Below are 17078 nucleotides of genomic sequence, written 5' to 3' on the forward strand. Positions count from 1 at the left end.
ACTCTCCATGAATGTTTTCCCCGTAATCGGGACGACACCACGAAAGAGCGGAACAGGTCGGGCCGGAATATGGCCCGCTGTTCTCAGCGTCCTCGCTGTGTTTGCCTGGACTGTCACTAGGACAGCCAGGTCTTTTCAAAGGAACCACCAACCCACCGAAGTGGGCCGGGGTATCAACATATCTGGCGTTGACTTTTGGCACGCTGTTGAGTTCTCAAGGAACGGACGCTTCCTTTGTACTCACCCTCGCGGGCTTTCCTCCGGGCTTTCGTTCGGTATTTCGTGTTTCCGACTCTATCAGACTCTTTCGTGTCCGACTTCCTCGGTGCTTTCCAGTTCTTCGCTTTCGCGTTTCCCTTTCCGGCGGTTCCGACTCTATCAGATCCTTTTCCGTCTCCCTGACCATCGTTCCGCGCACATGCGGAAACTCAGATTAGGGATAGGGTCTAGACCTGTCAGAAGCTACCGAGCCACTGGCCCCACGACGAGGTGGGCCTGGTCTCAAGCAGGACTACGAATATACATCGCTCCGGCAGACGAGGCAAACCATTGCCGGTGCACCCCTAGGTCCGCCAAGCGGCAGCTCTCGTGCGGAACCGGGACTTCTAGTGACTTACCCTTCTGAAAAGTACGCCACTCTCCACCCCCTGGGAGGCCCCCATGACCAGCGTGACGTCCCCTGTTGCTGGACGCGCCATCGGACTGGCCGCAGTCCCCGACCCGGTGTTCTCCGGCGCGATGGTCGGTCCCGGCACCGCTATCGACCCCGTGCGTGAGCCGTCGGAGGCTGTCGCACCCGTTGACGGTGTCATCGTCTCCCTCCACCCGCACGCGTATGTGGTCGTCGACGGCGACGGGCACGGAGTTCTGACGCACCTGGGCATCGACACCGTGCAGCTCAATGGTGAAGGCTTCGAGCTGCTCTTGAACAAGGGGGACACGGTGACGCGCGGCCAGGCGATCGTGCGGTGGAACCCGGCAGCCGTCGAAGAAGCCGGCAAGTCGCCGGTGTGCCCGATCGTGGCGCTCGAGGCCACGGCCGACTCCCTGGCCGGCCTCGTTGAGGACGGCGACATGAAGGCCGGCGACGCGCTCTTCAGCTGGCAGTGACGCCGGCGCCGTAAGGGCGACCGCGGGTACGACATCCATCGCGGGGGGACTGGACAGGGTCTCGCCGCAACTATCGGAGACGGTGAAATGGAGACAACGCTGCGAGGCGTCGGCGTGAGCCACGGTGTGGCGATCGGCGAGGTTCGGCACATGGGCACGGCGGTTCTCGAGCCGCCGGCCAAGCAGATTCCCGCAGAGGAGGCGGAGCGCGAACAGGGGCGTGCCCGCCAGGCCGTGGAAGCTGTGGCAGCCGACCTGATTGCGCGCGGCAACCTGGCCGGCGGCGAGGCACAGCATGTGCTCGAGGCGCAGGCCATGATGGCGCAGGATCCCGAGCTCATGGCGGATGTGGATCGGCGCATTGCCGTCGGCAGCACGGCCGAGCGTGGGGTGTATGACGCTTTTGCCGCGTACCGGGCTCTGCTGGCCAATGCCGGCGAGTACCTGGCCGGTCGTGTCGCGGACCTGGATGACGTGCGGAATCGTATCGTCGCCCGTCTGCTGGGCGTGCCGATGCCGGGTGTGCCGGACAGTGACGAGCCGTATGTACTGATCGCGCGGGATCTCGCTCCCGCCGACACGGCGCTGCTCGACCCCACGCTGGTGCTGGGCTTCGTTACCGAAGAGGGCGGGCCGACCAGCCACAGCGCGATTCTGGCGCGGGCTCTTGGTGTGCCCGCGGTGGTGGCTCTTCCGGGTGCGGGCGAACTGGCCGAGGGCACGGTGATCGCGGTGGACGGCAGTACGGGCGAGATCTTTGTCGAGCCCACCGCGGACAAGCGTGCTGAGCTTGAGGCCGCTGCCGCCGCACGCAGGGCCGCGCTGTCGGCGTCGACAGGTCCCGGTGCGACGTCCGACGGTCACAAGGTGCCGCTGCTCGCCAACATCGGCGGTCCCGCCGATGTGCCGGCCGCGGTCGAGGCCGGTGCTGAGGGTGTCGGTCTGTTCCGTACGGAGTTCCTCTTCCTCGACGACAGCAAGCAGGCGCCGTCGGAGGAGAAGCAGATCGAGGCCTACCGCAAGGTTCTCGAGGCGTTCCCCGAGGGCCGAGTGGTCGTGCGGGTGCTGGACGCGGGTGCGGACAAGCCGCTCGACTTCCTGACGCCGGCCGAGGAGCCGAACCCGGCGCTCGGTGTGCGGGGGCTGCGGTCGCTGCTCGAGCACCCGGATGTGCTGCGTACGCAGCTGACCGCGCTGGCCAAGGCCGTCAAGGGCCTGCCGGTGTACCTCGAGGTCATGGCTCCGATGGTCGCGGACCGTACGGACGCCAAGGCGTTCGCGGACGCGTGCCGTGCGGCCGGGCTGCAGGCGAAGTTCGGCGCGATGGTCGAGATCCCGTCCGCCGCGCTGCGGGCGCGTTCGATTCTGCAGGAGGTCGAGTTCCTTTCGCTGGGGACGAACGACCTGGCTCAGTACACGTTCGCCGCGGACCGGCAGGTCGGTGCGGTGTCGCGGCTCCAGGATCCGTGGCAGCCCGCGCTGCTCGACCTGGTAGCGGCGTCGGCCGACGCCGCCAAGGCCGAGGGCAAGAGCTGTGGCGTGTGTGGTGAGGCCGCGGCCGATCCGCTGCTCGCCTGTGTCCTGACGGGGCTGGGTGTCACCTCCCTGTCGATGGGCGCGAAGGCCATTCCTTATGTCCGCGCGACGCTGGCGAAGCACACGCTCGCCCAGTGCGAGCGCGCTGCCGCGGCGGCGCGTGCCACGGACACCGCCGACGAGGCGCGGGCTGCCGCGCAGGCGGTGCTGTCCGGCGAGTAGTTTCGGACGATTTTCGTGTGGGTTGGAGGGGTCCCCGGCCGTGTGGCCGGGGACCCCTCGGGCGTTCAGTGGTGGATGTCGGGTTCTTCGACGTGGAAGCCCGGGCAGTACTCGACATCGGGCTCCGGGGATACGGGATCGCCGGTGTCCGCGTCCGTGCAGTAGGCGCTGAATACCTCGCCGGCGGTGAGTGCGACCAGGCGGCCCCGGTGGAGCCGCCAGCCGTGGAGCCGGTCCGGGGCTCCGGGCTCGGTGGTCCTCAGTACTACTCCCCCGGTGCTTTCCACGGCGATGCCGGCTGCGAGGACCGTCACGAATTCGGCGCCTTCGGCCTGCGTCAGGCGGACCGGCTCGCTCGCGGTGCGCTCCACGTGGAGCACGGCGAGGAGTTGTTCCTCCTCCGCCGGGACGCTGCAGACGAGGTGATGGCTGCCCGGGCCGGCCTGTTCGAGCAGGCGCGTGACGAGTCGCGACGCCCTGCCGAGAGCCTCACGGCCGATGTCCTCGCCGCACTCGGCGCAGTTGCCGAGCCGGGCCAGCAGCAGCGTCGCGTACTCCCAAGTGGCCTGGCGGACCGCTTCGTTGATCACCATGGGCACGAGGCTGTCGATGGGCTGGCCGGTGTACGGAACGCAGGCGCCGCAGGCCGCGACTTCCGCGGTGAAGCGGGTGCGGCTCTCCGCCGTGTCCGGGTCGATTCCGGTGGTGCGGCAGAACTCCAGGAAGTCCTCGGGGTCGAAGAGCGCGACGGTGGTGTGCACGCCCTGGGCCGCAAGGGCCCGGAGCAGCCCGTCGACCTCCTGCAGGTAGGCCGTGTGGTCGTCGAAGGCGAAGGTGCCGTAGGCCGTCATGGAGGCGAAGTCGTGCTCGTCGGCCAGCAGGCCTACGGTGCTGGGTACTTCGCGGCGGAGCGTACGGCGCATGGCCTTGTTCTTGTGGTGCTTCGTGGACTTGGTGCGCGCCATGATTCCCCCTGAGCGCAGTCGGTCAGTGCTCACTCACCGTAACCGACTGCACTGACAACGCACTCAGCGTGAGTGCCTCAGCGGCGGGTGCGGGCGAGGGACTCGTAGAAGCTCAGGAGGTCGAGGTTGTCCACCGAGCCCGGGTTGACTGCCTTGGTGAGGGGTGTTCCCTGGAGGAGTCGCTTTACGGGCACCTCGATGCGCTTTCCGGTGAGGGTGTGCGGGATGCCGGGGACCTCGATGATCTCGTCGGGGACGTGGCGCGGGGACAGCTCGGTGCGGATGGCCTGCTTGATGCGGGTGCGCAGGGCGTCATCGAGGGTGGCGCCCTCGGCGAGGTGGACGAAGAGCGGCATCCAGTAGCCGCCGTCGGGCTCTTCGAGACCGATGACGAGGGACTCCCTGATCTCGGGGAGGCGCTCGACCACCTCGTAGATGTCGGCCGAGCCCATCCGAACGCCCTGGCGGTTGAGGGTGGAGTCGGATCGGCCATGGATGACCACCGAGCCGTGATCGGTGATGGTGATCCAGTCGCCGTGCCGCCATACGCCGGGGTACGTGTCGAAGTAGCTGTCGTGGTAGCGGCTGCCGTCGGGGTCGTTCCAGAAGTGGACCGGCATGGACGGCATGGGGTTGGTGACCACCAGTTCGCCCACCTCGTTGGTGAGCGGCTTGCCCTGGGGGTCCCACGCCTGGAGGTCGGTGCCGAGGCAGGCGCCCTGGAGCTCTCCGATGTGGACGGGAAGGGTGGGGACCGCGCCGGCGAAGCAGCTGCAGACGTCCGTGCCGCCGCTGACGGATGCGATCCACAGATCGGACGCGACCTCGTCGTGGAGCCACCGGAAGCCGTCGGGGGGAAGCGGGGATCCGGTGGTGGCTACGCATTTGATGCGGGAGAGGTCGTAGTCGCGGGCGGGGTGGACCTCTGCCTTGGCGCATGCCATGACGTACGCGGCCGAGGTGCCGAAGAGGGTGGCCCCGGTGAGTTCGGCGACGCGCCACTGGGCGCCGGTCTCGGGATAGCCGGGGCTTCCGTCGTACAGGACGACCGTGGTGCCTGTGAGGAGGCCGGAGACGAGGAAGTTCCACATCATCCAGCCGGTGGAGGTGTACCAGAAGAAGCGGTCCTGGGGACCGAGGTCGCAGTGCAGGCCGATCTGCTTGAAGTGCTCCAGGAGAATGCCGCCCTGGGACTGCACGATGGCCTTGGGGAGGCCGGTCGTGCCGGAGGAGTACAGGACCCACAGGGGGTGTTCGAAGGGCACCTGCTCGAAGACTGGTTCCGTGTCCGCGGATGTGAGGGCGGACCAGTCGAGGGCGCCTTCGGGGGCCTCGGTACCGAGGAGCGGGATGTGGACCACGGCGCGGAGGGTGGGCAGCTCGCGGCGGAGCTCGGCGACGGTGTCCGTGCGGTTGTGTTCCTTGCCGCCGTAGCGGTAGCCGTCGACGGCGAACAGGACGACGGGCTCGACCTGCTGGAAGCGGTCGAGGACGCTGCGGGCGCCGAAGTCGGGGGCGCAGGAGGTCCAGACTCCGCCGACGGCGGCGGTGGCGAGCAGGGCGATGGTGGCCTGGGGGATGTTGGGGAGGTAGCCGCTGACGCGGTCTCCGGGGCGTACGCCGAGGGCGCGCAGCTCGGCGGCGAGTGAGCCCACCTGGCGGCGCAGGTCCGACCAGCTCACCGGGGTGGGCTGATGGGTCTCGTCGACGTACAGGAGGGCAGGGTCGTCCGCGCGGGACGGGTCCTCGGCCGTTCGCAGGGCGTGTTCGGCGTAGTTGAGGGTGGCTCCCGGGAACCACCGGGCGCCCGGCATGGAACGGTCGGCGAGGACCGTTTCGTACGGCGTGGAGAAGCGCACGTCGAACCAGTCGGCGACGGCCTTCCAGAAGGTGTCGAGCTCGTCGACCGACCAGCGGTGCAGCGCCGCGTAACCGCCCTCGGCGGGTGCTCCGTACCGCTCGGCCGCCCAGCTCTGGAAGCGGGTGACAGTGGCGGCGGCGATGCGGTCCGCGTCCGGCTGCCAGAGGGGCGCGGTGTTCGCTGCTGAGGACATGGGGCGGCTCCCGGGCTGTACGCGGTGGTGTGCGTGTGTCGCGCGCACGTGCGGTGGGTGTGCGCACGAGGCGGCTGACAGGGACGATGCCACGTGATCGTCCCGCGCACCAGGGCGGGCCCCCCACAGTCGGGTATCCGGTCATGTGCGCACACCACGGGTGAACGGAAGTTGAACGGCCCCCGTGCGGGTCCGGCGGGGTGGCAGGGTGAGCCGCATGGACGGTCGTGACCTGGTGCGCTCGGTGAAACTGGTCGGCACGGTGCAGGGACTGCGCTTCGCGCGCTCCGCTTGGCGACGGCGTCGTACGGATGCCGGGGGGCTGCGGCAGCGGGGGGCGGAGCGGGCCAGGGTGCCGGGTGCGGTGACGGGCGCGGAGCCGCAGCCGGGCGGCGGGGTGATGCGCTTCGCCCGTTCCGAGCTGCGGGTGATGGTGGCGGTGGGCGGGGCGGTGTTCTGGGGCTGGGACGGCGCGGATCCGGAGCCTTCGTACGCGCTCGTCGGCGCGTGCCCGGAGCCCGATCCCAGGGCGGAGCTGGAGCCCGACAAGGACGGCGGCTGGCAGGTGGTGTCGGAGCGGCTCACTGTCGCCGTGTCGCGGCACGGCGGTGTCGAGGTCCGTACGCCGGGCGGCGTGGTGCTCCGCCGGGATTTGCCGCCGCGCTGGTGGGAGCCTGTCGCGGGAGGGCGTGCGCGCTGGCTGCAGCGCAGCGAGGTGCCGGCGGACGCGCGGTTCTTCGGTCTGGGCGGGCGGTATTCGGGGTTCCGGCTGCGGAGCGGCACGTACCCCCTGTGGAACAGCGATCCGGGCGGGAGTTTCGCGCCCGGCGACGAGCCGCTCTCCGTCACCATGCCGGTGCAGCTGATCGTGTCGGACGCCGGCGCACATCTCGTCTTCCACGACAACACGTGGGAGGGGCGGGTGACGCTGCGGGAGGGCGAGGAGGGAGCCGGGTCGGGCCATGACCGGCCGGGCACGAGTGAGCTGCGCATGGATGGCGGGCCGCTGCGGTGCTGGGTGGTGGCCGGGACGCCGGCGCGTGTGCTGCGGGGCTGGACCGCGCTCACGGGTGCGCCCGCGCTTCCTCCGTCCTGGGCGCTCGGGCCACAGCACGCACCGCGGGGGCCCGGCGGCGAAGAGGATGTGCGGCAGGTCGTCGCCGGCTATGAGGAGCGGGGGTTGCCTCTGGCCGCGTTGCATCTCGACATGGGAGGCCGCGAGAGGTTTCCGGGGCTTCCCCGGCTTGCCACGGATCTGAGGGAGTCGGGGGTGCGGCTGGTTTCGGTCCTCGGTCCCGCCGTCAGGGCTGAGTCCGGGAACGCGCTGTACGAGAGCGGAACGGCCGTGGGGGCGTTCGTACGGGACGTACGGGGGAACGAGGTGCGCGGAGTTCTCCGGTCCGGGGAGAGCGTGTATCCGGACTTCACCGATCCGGGTGTGCGGGCCTGGTGGGGAGCGCTGTACGAAGAGCGTCTCGCTCAGGGCTTTTCCGGGGTCTGGCACGAAGTGAACGAGTCGGCGGTGTTCGCTCCCTTCGGTGATGCGACGTTGCCGCGCTCCGCACGGCACGACCTGGAGGGCCGGGGTGGCGATCACCGGGAGGCGCGCAATATCTACGGCTTGGGGATGGCGCGTTCCGGTTTCGAGGGACTGCAAAAGGCGCGCTCCCGGGAACGGCCGTTTCTGTTCTCGCGTTCCGGCTGGGCCGGCGTGCAGAGGTACGGCGGCACTTGTTCCGGGGATGTTCCGGCGGGCTGGCCGGGGCTGCGTGCCTCGCTCTCTCTGGTGCTCGGTCTCGGGTTGTGCGGGGTGCCGTACTCGGGAACCGATGTCGCAGGGTTCATCGGCACGCTCTCACCTGAGCTGTATCTGCGCTGGTTTCAACTTGGCGCCCATCTGCCGCTGTTCCGGACGCAGGGAGCTGTCACTGCGGGCCCCAGGGAGCCGTGGGAGTTCGGCCCGCAGGTGCTCGGACACGCGAGGGCCGCTCTCGCCGAGCGTGAACGGCTGCGGCCGTATTTCGTGACGCTGTCCCATCTGGCGCGCCTCACCGGTGCGCCTTATGTGCGTCCCGTGTGGTGGGGTGCGCCTGAGGACCGGGCGCTGCGGGACTGCGAGGACGCTTTCCTGCTCGGAGACTGCCTGTTGGTCGCTCCCGTTCTGGAGCGCGGCGCTGACCGCAGAGCGGTTCGTCTGCCGCGCGGACGGTGGTACGACACGGCGACCGGCGAGGCGTACGAAGGCCCGGGCCAGGTTCTGCTTGAGGCACCCCTGTCGCGGATCCCTGTGCTGGCTCGGGCGGGCTCCGTGATTCCCGTTCGCGGTGACGACGGTGGGCCGGCGCTCGAGGTGTGGGCGCCGGCTGCCGGTCGCAGCGGAGGAGGGCTGGTGGTGAGGGACGCGGGTGACGGCTGGGAGAGGGCGGAGATCGAGCGGTTCACTACGCGGGTGAGCGGTGGCCGGGTGCTCGTGGAGCGGGAGGGCGGCGGGGAGGTCGGGCTCCCGGTGCGTGTGCGGGGTTGTTGAGCGAGTGCGGGGCTGCCCACGCGACGTACCCGGGAACGCTCGTTACGTGTGGCTGTAGCTTCCCGAGAACCATCGGCGTACCACTTCGGTGTGGAGGGGGAAGGCCAGCTCGGCGGGCTCTCGCAGGAGGTGCCAGCCGGTCGTTTCGGTGGTGGGGGCGGACGGCGGGAGGTCGGTGGCGGCGCGTTCGGGGAGCAGTCCGAAGAGAAGAAGGTGACCGGCCGGGGAGCTGAGCGCGTCGGCAAGGCGTACCTGGCCCGCCGCGGCTTCGATGCCCGTCTCCTCGCTCAGTTCGCGTACGACCGCGTGCCGCCAGTCCTCGCCGTGGTCGATGAACCCGCCGGGCAGCGCGCTCTCGCCGAGCCGCGGTTCGATGGCACGGGTGATGACGACGAGTCCGCCGCCCTGTACGTCACGTACGGGCAGCAGGGCCACGGCGACGGGCAGCGGATTTCGATAGGCCGTTGCACCGCAGACGGGGCAGGTGCGGGGCCAGTCTCCGGCGGGCCGGTACGGCGCTCCACAGCTGGAGCAGTGGGAGTCCTTGACGGGCTTCTTCGAGGGTGCGGACACGCGCGGACTGTATCCGATGGCCCTTCCCCCACGGGCCGTTGACCTGATAGACGGAGGACCCATGACACGACTTGCCTCCGCAGTGCGCGCCCTTGCCACCGCCGCCGTCACCCTGCTCGCCGTAACAGCCGCCTCGCCCACGGCGCAGGCGAAGCCAGAGCCGAAGGCCCCGAGGGAGTTCGTGTCCCTGCGGTCCGTCGACCCGACGATCATTCAGGAGATGCGCTATACCACCGCGCACAATTTCGTGGGCGTACCCGTGGACGGCTATCGCCAGCCGCTCTGCATCCTCACCAGGCCTGCGGCGAACGCCCTGCATGAAGCTCAGACGAAGCTGCTGCGGCGCGGATATTCGCTCAAGGTGTACGACTGCTACCGGCCGCAGCGGGCCGTCGACCACTTCGTACGGTGGGCGAAGGATCTCGACGACGAGGCGATGAAGGCGGAGTTCTATCCCGATGTCGACAAGTCGCGGCTGTTCGCGGACGGTTACATCGCGGAGAAGTCCGGGCACAGCAGGGGCAGCACCGTTGACCTGACGATCGTGAAGCTTCCCGCGAAGGCCACGAGACCGTACGTCCCCGGGGAACGGCTCGTACCCTGCTACGCGCCCAAGGATGAGCGGTTCCCTGACAATTCAGTCGACATGGGGACCGGTTATGACTGCTTCGACACGCTGTCCCACACGGAAGACCCGCGCATCCAGGGCGCCCAGCGCGCCAACAGGCAGCTGCTGAAGGGGCTGCTCAGTGAGCTCGGTTTCGTGAATCTCGCCGAGGAGTGGTGGCACTTCACGTACAAGCCGGAGCCCTTCCCGAACACCTACTTCGACTTCCCCGTCGCCCGCCGGTCGGTCGCCGGGCACTGACGCGGCCGTATCCGGTTCTCCGCCGAGCCATTACCGTGCGCGTATGGAGCAGCGGACTTTCGATTCGTACGAAGAATTCTGGCCCTACTACGTCGCCATGCACTCCAGGGCCGCGACCCGGTGGGTGCATCTCACGGGAACTCTCACCGGCCTCGCGGTCAGCGTGTACGGCCTGGCGCGCGGCCGGAAGCGGTACGCCGCCGCGCTGCCGCTCATCGGGTACGGCGCCGCCTGGCCGGCGCATTTCCTGATCGAGAAGAACAACCCGGCCACCTTCGGGCACCCTGCCTGGTCGCTGCGCGGCGACGTACAGATGATCCGGATGATGCTCGCCGGCCGCGACCGGGAACTCGCGGAGACCGCCGCGAAGTGGCTCGCGGAGAACAACGGCTGACCCCGGTTCCTACCGTGGTGCTCCGGCCAGCGGTTGCTGTCCCCGGCCTTGACGCTCCATCACCACCGGTGAACCATGCTCGTCACGTACGCCGGGTGGGGAACTGGGACACCCTGCCTCCGGCTCAGCAGCCATGGGAAACGCACTCTGCACTTCAGAACCGGGGCTCCGGCCCCGGGCGAGGGCCTAGGAGCCGCCATGAGCAACGGGGACATCTTTGTCGGTGAGGTCATCGGCACCGCGATCCTGATTCTCTTCGGCGCCGGTGTGTGCGCCGCAGTCACGCTCAACCACTCGAAGGCGAAGGCCTCGGGGTGGATCGTCATCTCGTTCGGATGGGGCATGGCCGTGCTGGCCGGGGCGTACACCGCCGCCCCGCTGTCGGGCGGGCACCTCAATCCGGCGGTGACCGTGGGCATCGCCGTGGACACCGGCGAGTGGGGCAAGGTCTGGATCTACGTTCTCGGGCAGATGGTTGGTGCGATGCTCGGGGCGGTTCTCGCATATCTCGTCTATTACGCCCAGTTCACGGCCAACAGAGACAAGGAAACGGCGCTGCCGACACTGGGGATCTTCTCCACCATTCCGGAAATCCGCAGCCCTGTCGCCAATCTCCTCACCGAGATCATCGCGACGGTCGGCCTGGTGCTGCCCGTCCTGGCGTTCGGGATGACCAAGGGACTCGGCGAGTCCGGCACCCAGGTGCTGATCGTGGCCCTCCTGGTCGTCGGCATCGGTCTCTCGCTCGGCGGCCCCACGGGGTACGCGATCAATCCGGCCCGCGACCTGGGGCCGCGCATCGTCCACGCCGCCCTGCCGATCCCGAACAAAGGGACGTCCGACTGGGGTTACGCCTGGGTGCCGGTGGCGGGCCCGCTGATCGGCGGGGCCTTGTCGGGCCTGATCTACAACGCAGCCTTCTGAACGCAGACGAGGGGACGTCATGACGGAACAAGCCGAGAAGTACGTAGCCGCCATCGACCAGGGCACCACCTCCAGCCGCTGCATCATCTTCGATCACTCCGGATCGATCGTCGCCGTCGACCAGCGTGAGCACCGCCAGATCTTCCCCAAGCCGGGGTGGGTCGAGCACGACGCGACAGAAATCTGGTCAAAGGTGCAGGCGGTGGTCGCGGGCGCGCTCGCCAAGGCCGGTCTGCGCGCCGGGCAGCTCAGCGCTCTGGGCATCACCAACCAGCGCGAGACGACGGTGCTGTGGGACCGGGCGACGGGCAAGCCGGTGCACAACGCGATCGTCTGGCAGGACACGCGTACCGCCGCCCTGTGCAACGAGCTGGGCGGCGCGGACGGCCAGGACCGGTTCAGGGAAGCGACCGGTCTGCCGCTCGCCAGTTACTTCTCCGGTCCGAAGGTGGCCTGGCTGCTCGACAACGTTCCCGGGCTGCGCACGCGCGCGGAGCGGGGCGAGATCGCTTTCGGGACCATCGACTCGTGGCTGATCTGGAACCTCACCGGCGGCACGGAGGGCGGCGTACACGTCACGGATGTGACGAACGCGGGGCGGACCATGCTGATGGACCTGCGAACGCTCCAGTGGGATCCGGCGATCCTGTCCGCTATGAGTGTCCCCGAGGCCGTACTGCCGGAGATCAGGTCGTCGGCCGAGGTGTACGGGACGGCCGTCGGGCAGCTCTCCGGTGTGCCGGTGGCCTCCGCGCTGGGTGACCAGCAGGCCGCTGTGTTCGGGCAGGCCTGTTACGACGTGGGCACCGCGAAGAACACGTACGGGACGGGCAGTTTCCTGCTGCTCAACACCGGTAGCCGGCCGGTTCCTTCGAAGAACGGGCTGCTGACCACCATGGGCTACAAGATCGGCGGCGAGGCGCCGGTCTACTGCCTGGAGGGGTCGATCGCGATCACCGGGGCGCTGGTCCAGTGGTTCAGGGACCAGCTGGGGATCATCCGTTCCGCGGACGAGATCGAGACGCTCGCGGGAAGCGTCGACGACAACGGCGGGGCGTACATCGTGCCCGCGTTCTCCGGGTTGTACGCGCCTTACTGGCGCGCCGACGCCCGCGGTGTGATCACGGGACTCACCAGGTACGTCACCAAGGCGCATCTGGCGCGAGCGGTCCTGGAGGCGACCAGCTGGCAGACCAGGGAAGTCGTCGACGCGATGTTCCAGGACTCGGGCGTGGCCATCACCACGCTCAAGGTGGACGGTGGCATGACCAAGAACAACCTGCTGATGCAGCACCAGGCCGACGTGCTGGGGGTTCCGGTCATGCGACCGAGGATCTCGGAGACGACCTGTCTGGGCGCGGCGTACGCCGCCGGGCTGGCGACCGGCGTGTGGTCGGACCTGGACGAGCTGAAGTCGCACTGGCAGCGGGACGTCGAATGGACGCCCCGGATGGCGGAGCGGGAGCGCGACCGGGAGTACCACAACTGGCGCAAGGCCGTGGAGCGGAGCTTCGGCTGGGAGGAAGAGGGCGGCAAGGGCTGAGCGAGCCGCGCCGGACCCTACGACCGCGGCCCGTACCCCTGTCGGTGGGGGTACGGGCCGCTCGGCTCGCGTCGTACGGGCCGAAAGGTCAGGTGGCCGCCGTCTGGCGCCGGTCCGCCGAGCGGGCCAGTGCGTGCTCGACGACCGCTATGAGCACTCCCTTGACGGTCTCGCGGTCCCGCGCGTCGCACAGCAACAGCGGAACGCCCTCGTCGAGGTCGAGTGCCGCGCGCACCGTCTCCGGTGGATAACGGTCGGCTCCTTCGAAGCAGTTGACGGCCACGGCGAAGGGGATGCCCCGGCGTTCGAAGTAGTCGATGCCGGCGAAGCAGTCCTCCAGGCGGCGGGTGTCGGCGAGCACGACCGCTCCGAGTGCCCCCTGTGCCAGCTCGTCCCACAGGAACCAGAACCGGTCCTGGCCGGGCGTACCGAAGAGGTAGAGCACCAGGTCCTCGCGGAGCGTGATCCGCCCGAAGTCCATGGCCACGGTGGTGGTGTTCTTGCTCTCGACGCCGTCGGTGTCGTCGACGGGGCGGCCCGCCTCGGTGAGGACCTCCTCGGTGCGCAGCGGTCTGATCTCGCTGACCGCGCCCACCAGGGTGGTCTTGCCCACCCCGAAGCCACCCGCGACGAGGATTTTGAGCGTCACCGGTTCGATCGGTCGCTTCTTGCGGCTAGAGCGCCCGAAGACCATTGATTACCTCGCGAAGGATGCTCTCGTCCGGCAGCTCGGCCGGAGGTACGGGTCGGGTCACGTGTACCAGCTCGTCCTCGACGAGGTCGCCGACGAGCACTCTGACCACCCCTACGGGGAGATCGAGGCCCGCCGCGAGCTCGGCGATCGACTGCGGCGTCTCACTGCAGAGTTCGACGATCTCGACGTGCTCGGGAGCGAGCGTCTGGTCGCGCCCGGGATCGTCTGCGGCGGGTTCGGGGACGACCAGCGCGATCAGGTCGAGCCGGTGCCGGCTCGCGCTGCTCGTACGGCCACGCGTCATCGCGTACGGGCGTACTACGGGGCCCGCGTCGTCGTCGAACCAGTGCGGCGAGCCCTGCTGACCTGCTTCGCTCATGTCAGCCCACTCACCCTCCGGCGGGCAGACCGGAGCGTGGCGCGGTCGTCAGGTGGACGCCGACCCGCTTGACCATCAGCGTCATCTCGTACGCCACCTGTCCAACATCGGAGTCGGAGTCCGACAGCACGGCGAGGCAGCTGCCGTCGCCCGCCGCGGTGACGAACAGGAAGGCGTCGTCCAGCTCTACGACGGTCTGCCGGACGCTGCCCGCGTCGAAGTGGCGGCCGACGCCCTTGGCGAGGCTGTGGAAGCCCGATGCGACGGCGGCGAGGTGTTCGCCGTCCTCGCGCGTCAGGTCCTTGGACGTGCCGGTGGGAAGCCCGTCGCTGGAGAGCACCAGGGCCTTGCGGATGCTGCCGACCCGGTCGACGAGCTCGTCGAGGAGCCAGTTGAGCTCCCCGGAGCCGCGGCCCGTGGTGTCGTGTGCTGTGGCCTTCGGTGCGGTCATCGACCGTCCCTCTCTGATCTGGTTCCTGGTGCTGTTCCGCCGGGGCCTGGCTCGTCCTCGGCTTTCTGCCGGCGGCCGCGTTGCCAGCCGCGTTGGAGCGAAGCCATCCGGCTGCGTACTTCCGCCGCCTCGCGTTCCGCCTCCTGCTCGGTTGCCGGTGCGTCGTTCGCCGGTTCGGTACGGGCGGTTGCGGCCTCGCGCAATTGCGGCGCGAGATTGGCCTGGCGGACGCGGCGGGGCAGTCCGCCCAGCGAGAGGCCGGAAGCCTCGTCCGCCGGTGCGGGTTCCCGTGCGGGTGGTGTGTGGGGTGCGGAGCGTGCCGCTTCGGAGCGTGCTGCGCGTTGTTCGGTGGGGGTGTGCCCGCGGCCGCTGACACGGCGGCCGTTGTCGGCTACCAAGGTCGGTGCAATGCGGCGGGGCAGCGGAAGAGGGGAAACGGGCGCACCGGGGCGCACGCTCTCGCCGTTCCCGGGAACGCGGTCGGACGCCTGCTGGTGTTGCTCACCGGCTGCTTCTCGGGCACGGTAGCGGGAGCGTTCCCGGGAACGTTCGCGGGTCTGGAACAGTCCGCCGCGCTCACTCTCCGTGTCGACGAGGTCGGCGCTGTCCGAGAAGCCGCCGAGCGAGGCCTCCTCCAAGCCCAGTGCGCCCAGTGGGGGTTCGAGTTCGACAGGCCCGTCCAGTACCGCCTGTGCGGCAAGTTCGGCGGGCAGGCGCGAGAGCGTCGTCAGGGACTTGCGGCGTCCGCTCTCCCCCGCCTGCCCGGTGCCTCCCGCGCCGGGGGAATGCTTGCGGTCGAGCCGGAAGCCGGTGCCGTTCGTTTCGGGTGCGTCCGTGAGCAGGGCGGCCGGAATGAAGACGACCGCGGTGGTTCCGCCGTACGGCGACTGCTGGAGTGAGACGCGGACGTTCTGGCGCTGGGCCAGCCGGCTGACCACGAAAAGACCCAGCCGGTCGGTGTCCGACAGCTCGAATTCGGGTGTCTCCGCGAGCCGCAGGTTGGCGTCGAGGAGTGCTTCGGGCGTCATGCCGAGGCCACGGTCGTGGATTTCGAGGGTGAAGCCGTTGGCGACCCGCTCGCCGTGCACCTGAACAGCGGTGTGCGGAGGCGAGAACACCGTGGCGTTCTCCAGGAGTTCGGCGATCAGGTGGGTGACGTCGGCGACCGCCGGGCCGCCGACCCCGATGCGCGCCAGGCGGCGTACCTCGATGCGCTCGTAGTCCTCGACCTCCGCGACGGCTGCCCGTACGACGTCCATGAGCTGGACGGGCTTGCGCCACTGACGGGACGGGGCCGCCCCCGAGAGGATCACGAGGCCCTCCGCGTGGCGGCGCATACGGGTGGTGAGGTGGTCGAGACGGAAGAGGTCCGCCAGTTCGTCGGTGTCCTCGGTACGGCGTTCCATGGTGTCGAGGAGCGTGAGCTGGCGGTGGAGCAGGACCTGATTGCGACGGGCCAGGTTGACGAAGACCTCGGACACGCCGCGGCGCATGTCGGCCTGTTTGACGGCGGATTCGACGGCGGCGCGCTGAAGGGTGTTCAGGGCCTGCCCCACCTGGCCGACCTCGTCCCTGTCGTACTCCAGCCGCGGAGCCTCGGTCTCCACGTCCACCTCCTCGCCGGCGGCGAGCCTGCGCATGACGCTGGGCAGCCGGACGCCGGAGATTTCGTGGGCTTCCTTGCGGAGCCGGGAGAGGTCGCGGATGAGGCTGCGGCCGATGCGTACGGAGAGGAACAGCGACACGATCAAGGCGAGGAAGCCCAGTACGCCGGCGGCGCCCGCCTTGATGAGGACGCCAAAGGCGACAGGCCCGACGCGGTCCTGGTAACGGTCGCCTGCCTCCGTGCCCTCGCGGGCGAGATGGTCGAGCACGCCGGTCGCGGCCTCGTTCCAGCTCTTGGCGGTGACGGCGCGCGGGCGCTGGGTGGCGCCCGCGGTGATGAGACGTTCCTCCGCGGTGCGCAGGGCCTGGGTGGCCGGGCTGTCCCAGTAGGCCGCGAAGGCGTCGCGCTCGGTGGCGGGGAGGATTTCGAGGTTGACATCGTACAGCAGCTCGCGGTTCGCGGCCAGCGCCGAGACCTCGCGCAGCTCGGGCGCGCTGAACTGGCCGGCGACGAGGCCGGACGCGATGAGCGCGTCCTCGCGGGAGAGTGTCTCGCGCGCGCGGGTGATGCCGACCAGGGCGCGCCCCTGCTTGTCCATCTCCACGTCTTCGAGGGCGTGGAGGGTCATGAGGAAGGAGTAGCAGGGGTCGACGAGCCGGTTGTACTGGTCGAGGGCCTGGCGTCGGGTGACGGCGCTGTTCTCGACGGACCGACGCAGGGGTTCGATGCCTTCGAACGCTTCGAGGAGTGAGGCCAGGCGCTTCGCCGCCGAGGGGCGCAGGTCGTCACGTACGCCGGTGTCCTGGGCGCGTGCCTTGATCTTCGCGACGGCGTCGTCGGTGTCCGCGCGCTCGCGACGGAGGGTGGCGAGGGCGTCGGAGGCGCGCGGGTCCGCGAGATAGATCAGCGTCTGCCGGCGCTCCTGCTGGATGTCCTTGACCGTGTCCTCGATGGGATAGCCCATCTGCTCGACGATGTAGGCGACGTCCAGCAGCTGGTTGGCCTCACGGCCGGTGAGCACGGTGGCGAATCCCCACAGCGAGGTGAGGGACACGAGCGGCACCAGCAGCAACGCCACGATCTTCCTGCGGATGGACTTCCCGCGAAAGCGCATGGCCTCCCCCAGCTCGACCTCCGCCGGGCGGAGGTGGTGTTCCGTCAATAAACGGCGTGAGCCTACTACTGTCCCTCGCGCAACCCGAAGACACGTCCGGACGATTTTCAGCCGTACT

At 69.2% G+C, this 17078-nt stretch carries 14 protein-coding genes; 7 read left to right on the top strand and 7 right to left on the bottom strand.

Going from position 1 to position 17078, the window contains the following annotated elements; all coding sequences use genetic code 11:
* The first annotated feature begins 660 nt into the window (after positions 1-660).
* Positions 661-1110 carry a PTS glucose transporter subunit IIA gene (locus tag J7E89_RS08995; RefSeq protein WP_214970776.1) on the top strand — a complete coding sequence of 150 codons (450 nt, stop codon included), beginning with the start codon at positions 661-663 and terminating at the stop codon, positions 1108-1110.
* Positions 1111-1197: 87 nt separating this feature from the next.
* The gene (gene ptsP, locus J7E89_RS09000) at positions 1198-2868 is read left to right on the top strand and encodes a phosphoenolpyruvate--protein phosphotransferase (protein WP_214970779.1); all 1671 of its coding nucleotides are present in this window, start codon (positions 1198-1200) and stop codon (positions 2866-2868) included.
* Positions 2869-2933: 65 nt separating this feature from the next.
* Here ptsP and J7E89_RS09005 read toward each other — a convergent pair whose 3' ends face one another.
* Both J7E89_RS09005 and J7E89_RS09010 read right to left on the bottom strand, forming a co-directional pair.
* Positions 2934-3833 (bottom strand): hypothetical protein, encoded by a 900-nt coding sequence (locus J7E89_RS09005; protein ID WP_214970782.1) that lies wholly within the window; start codon positions 3831-3833, stop codon positions 2934-2936.
* A gap of 77 nt (positions 3834-3910) precedes the next feature.
* Positions 3911-5887, bottom strand: a complete 1977-nt coding sequence (locus J7E89_RS09010) for an acetoacetate--CoA ligase (RefSeq protein WP_214970785.1) — start codon at positions 5885-5887, stop codon at positions 3911-3913.
* A 217-nt stretch (positions 5888-6104) separates the two neighbouring features.
* Between J7E89_RS09010 and J7E89_RS09015 the strand changes: the two genes are divergently transcribed.
* Positions 6105-8414, top strand: coding sequence for a glycoside hydrolase family 31 protein (locus J7E89_RS09015; protein ID WP_214970788.1), 2310 nt, complete (start codon positions 6105-6107; stop codon positions 8412-8414).
* 42 nt (positions 8415-8456) lie between these two features.
* Here J7E89_RS09015 and J7E89_RS09020 read toward each other — a convergent pair whose 3' ends face one another.
* Positions 8457-8987: an NUDIX domain-containing protein gene (locus J7E89_RS09020; RefSeq protein WP_308315403.1), complete on the bottom strand. Its 531-nt coding sequence runs from the start codon at positions 8985-8987 to the stop codon at positions 8457-8459.
* 61 nt (positions 8988-9048) lie between these two features.
* Here J7E89_RS09020 and J7E89_RS09025 point away from each other — a divergent pair, with 61 nt between their 5' ends.
* From J7E89_RS09025 to glpK, 4 genes are all read left to right on the top strand, one after another.
* Positions 9049-9855, top strand: coding sequence for a M15 family metallopeptidase (locus J7E89_RS09025; RefSeq protein WP_214970796.1), 807 nt, complete (start codon positions 9049-9051; stop codon positions 9853-9855).
* Between the two features lie 43 nt (positions 9856-9898).
* Positions 9899-10249, top strand: coding sequence for a DUF962 domain-containing protein (locus J7E89_RS09030; RefSeq protein ID WP_214970799.1), 351 nt, complete (start codon positions 9899-9901; stop codon positions 10247-10249).
* 198 nt (positions 10250-10447) lie between these two features.
* Positions 10448-11173, top strand: a complete 726-nt coding sequence (locus tag J7E89_RS09035) for an MIP/aquaporin family protein (RefSeq protein WP_214970801.1) — start codon at positions 10448-10450, stop codon at positions 11171-11173.
* Between the two features lie 19 nt (positions 11174-11192).
* Entirely contained in the window at positions 11193-12716 is a 1524-nt protein-coding gene (gene glpK, locus J7E89_RS09040; protein WP_214970803.1) for a glycerol kinase GlpK, read from the top strand.
* 88 nt (positions 12717-12804) lie between these two features.
* Here glpK and J7E89_RS09045 read toward each other — a convergent pair whose 3' ends face one another.
* From J7E89_RS09045 to J7E89_RS09060, 4 genes are read right to left on the bottom strand one after another with little or no spacing between them, the layout of a single operon-like run.
* Positions 12805-13410: an ATP/GTP-binding protein gene (locus J7E89_RS09045; protein WP_214970805.1), complete on the bottom strand. Its 606-nt coding sequence runs from the start codon at positions 13408-13410 to the stop codon at positions 12805-12807.
* Positions 13391-13789 carry a DUF742 domain-containing protein gene (locus tag J7E89_RS09050; RefSeq protein ID WP_093801939.1) on the bottom strand — a complete coding sequence of 133 codons (399 nt, stop codon included), beginning with the start codon at positions 13787-13789 and terminating at the stop codon, positions 13391-13393. The genes J7E89_RS09045 and J7E89_RS09050 overlap by 20 nt, the downstream gene beginning before the upstream one ends.
* A 10-nt stretch (positions 13790-13799) precedes the next feature.
* Positions 13800-14240 (bottom strand): roadblock/LC7 domain-containing protein, encoded by a 441-nt coding sequence (locus J7E89_RS09055; protein WP_214970807.1) that lies wholly within the window; start codon positions 14238-14240, stop codon positions 13800-13802.
* Positions 14237-16960: a nitrate- and nitrite sensing domain-containing protein gene (locus J7E89_RS09060; RefSeq protein ID WP_214970809.1), complete on the bottom strand. Its 2724-nt coding sequence runs from the start codon at positions 16958-16960 to the stop codon at positions 14237-14239. The genes J7E89_RS09055 and J7E89_RS09060 overlap by 4 nt, the downstream gene beginning before the upstream one ends.
* Positions 16961-17078 lie beyond the last annotated feature (118 nt).

Origin of the sequence: Streptomyces sp. ISL-100 (assembly GCF_018614615.1) — a bacterium.
Taxonomy (GTDB): domain Bacteria; phylum Actinomycetota; class Actinomycetes; order Streptomycetales; family Streptomycetaceae; genus Streptomyces.

Bases quoted from the DNA above. Each gene is read 5' to 3' on its own strand.
- J7E89_RS09035 (WP_214970801.1), top strand. From the start codon at position 10,448: ATGAGCAACGGGGACATCTTTGTCGGTGAGGTCATCGGCACCGCGATC.
- glpK (WP_214970803.1), top strand. From the start codon at position 11,193: ATGACGGAACAAGCCGAGAAGTACGTAGCCGCCATCGACCAGGGCACC.
- J7E89_RS09025 (WP_214970796.1), top strand. From the start codon at position 9,049: ATGACACGACTTGCCTCCGCAGTGCGCGCCCTTGCCACCGCCGCCGTC.
- J7E89_RS09055 (WP_214970807.1), bottom strand. From the start codon at position 14,240: ATGACCGCACCGAAGGCCACAGCACACGACACCACGGGCCGCGGCTCC.
- J7E89_RS09045 (WP_214970805.1), bottom strand. From the start codon at position 13,410: ATGGTCTTCGGGCGCTCTAGCCGCAAGAAGCGACCGATCGAACCGGTG.
- ptsP (WP_214970779.1), top strand. From the start codon at position 1,198: ATGGAGACAACGCTGCGAGGCGTCGGCGTGAGCCACGGTGTGGCGATC.
- J7E89_RS09050 (WP_093801939.1), bottom strand. From the start codon at position 13,789: ATGAGCGAAGCAGGTCAGCAGGGCTCGCCGCACTGGTTCGACGACGAC.
- J7E89_RS09010 (WP_214970785.1), bottom strand. From the start codon at position 5,887: ATGTCCTCAGCAGCGAACACCGCGCCCCTCTGGCAGCCGGACGCGGAC.
- J7E89_RS09015 (WP_214970788.1), top strand. From the start codon at position 6,105: ATGGACGGTCGTGACCTGGTGCGCTCGGTGAAACTGGTCGGCACGGTG.
- J7E89_RS09030 (WP_214970799.1), top strand. From the start codon at position 9,899: ATGGAGCAGCGGACTTTCGATTCGTACGAAGAATTCTGGCCCTACTAC.
- J7E89_RS08995 (WP_214970776.1), top strand. From the start codon at position 661: ATGACCAGCGTGACGTCCCCTGTTGCTGGACGCGCCATCGGACTGGCC.
- J7E89_RS09005 (WP_214970782.1), bottom strand. From the start codon at position 3,833: ATGGCGCGCACCAAGTCCACGAAGCACCACAAGAACAAGGCCATGCGC.
- J7E89_RS09060 (WP_214970809.1), bottom strand. From the start codon at position 16,960: ATGCGCTTTCGCGGGAAGTCCATCCGCAGGAAGATCGTGGCGTTGCTG.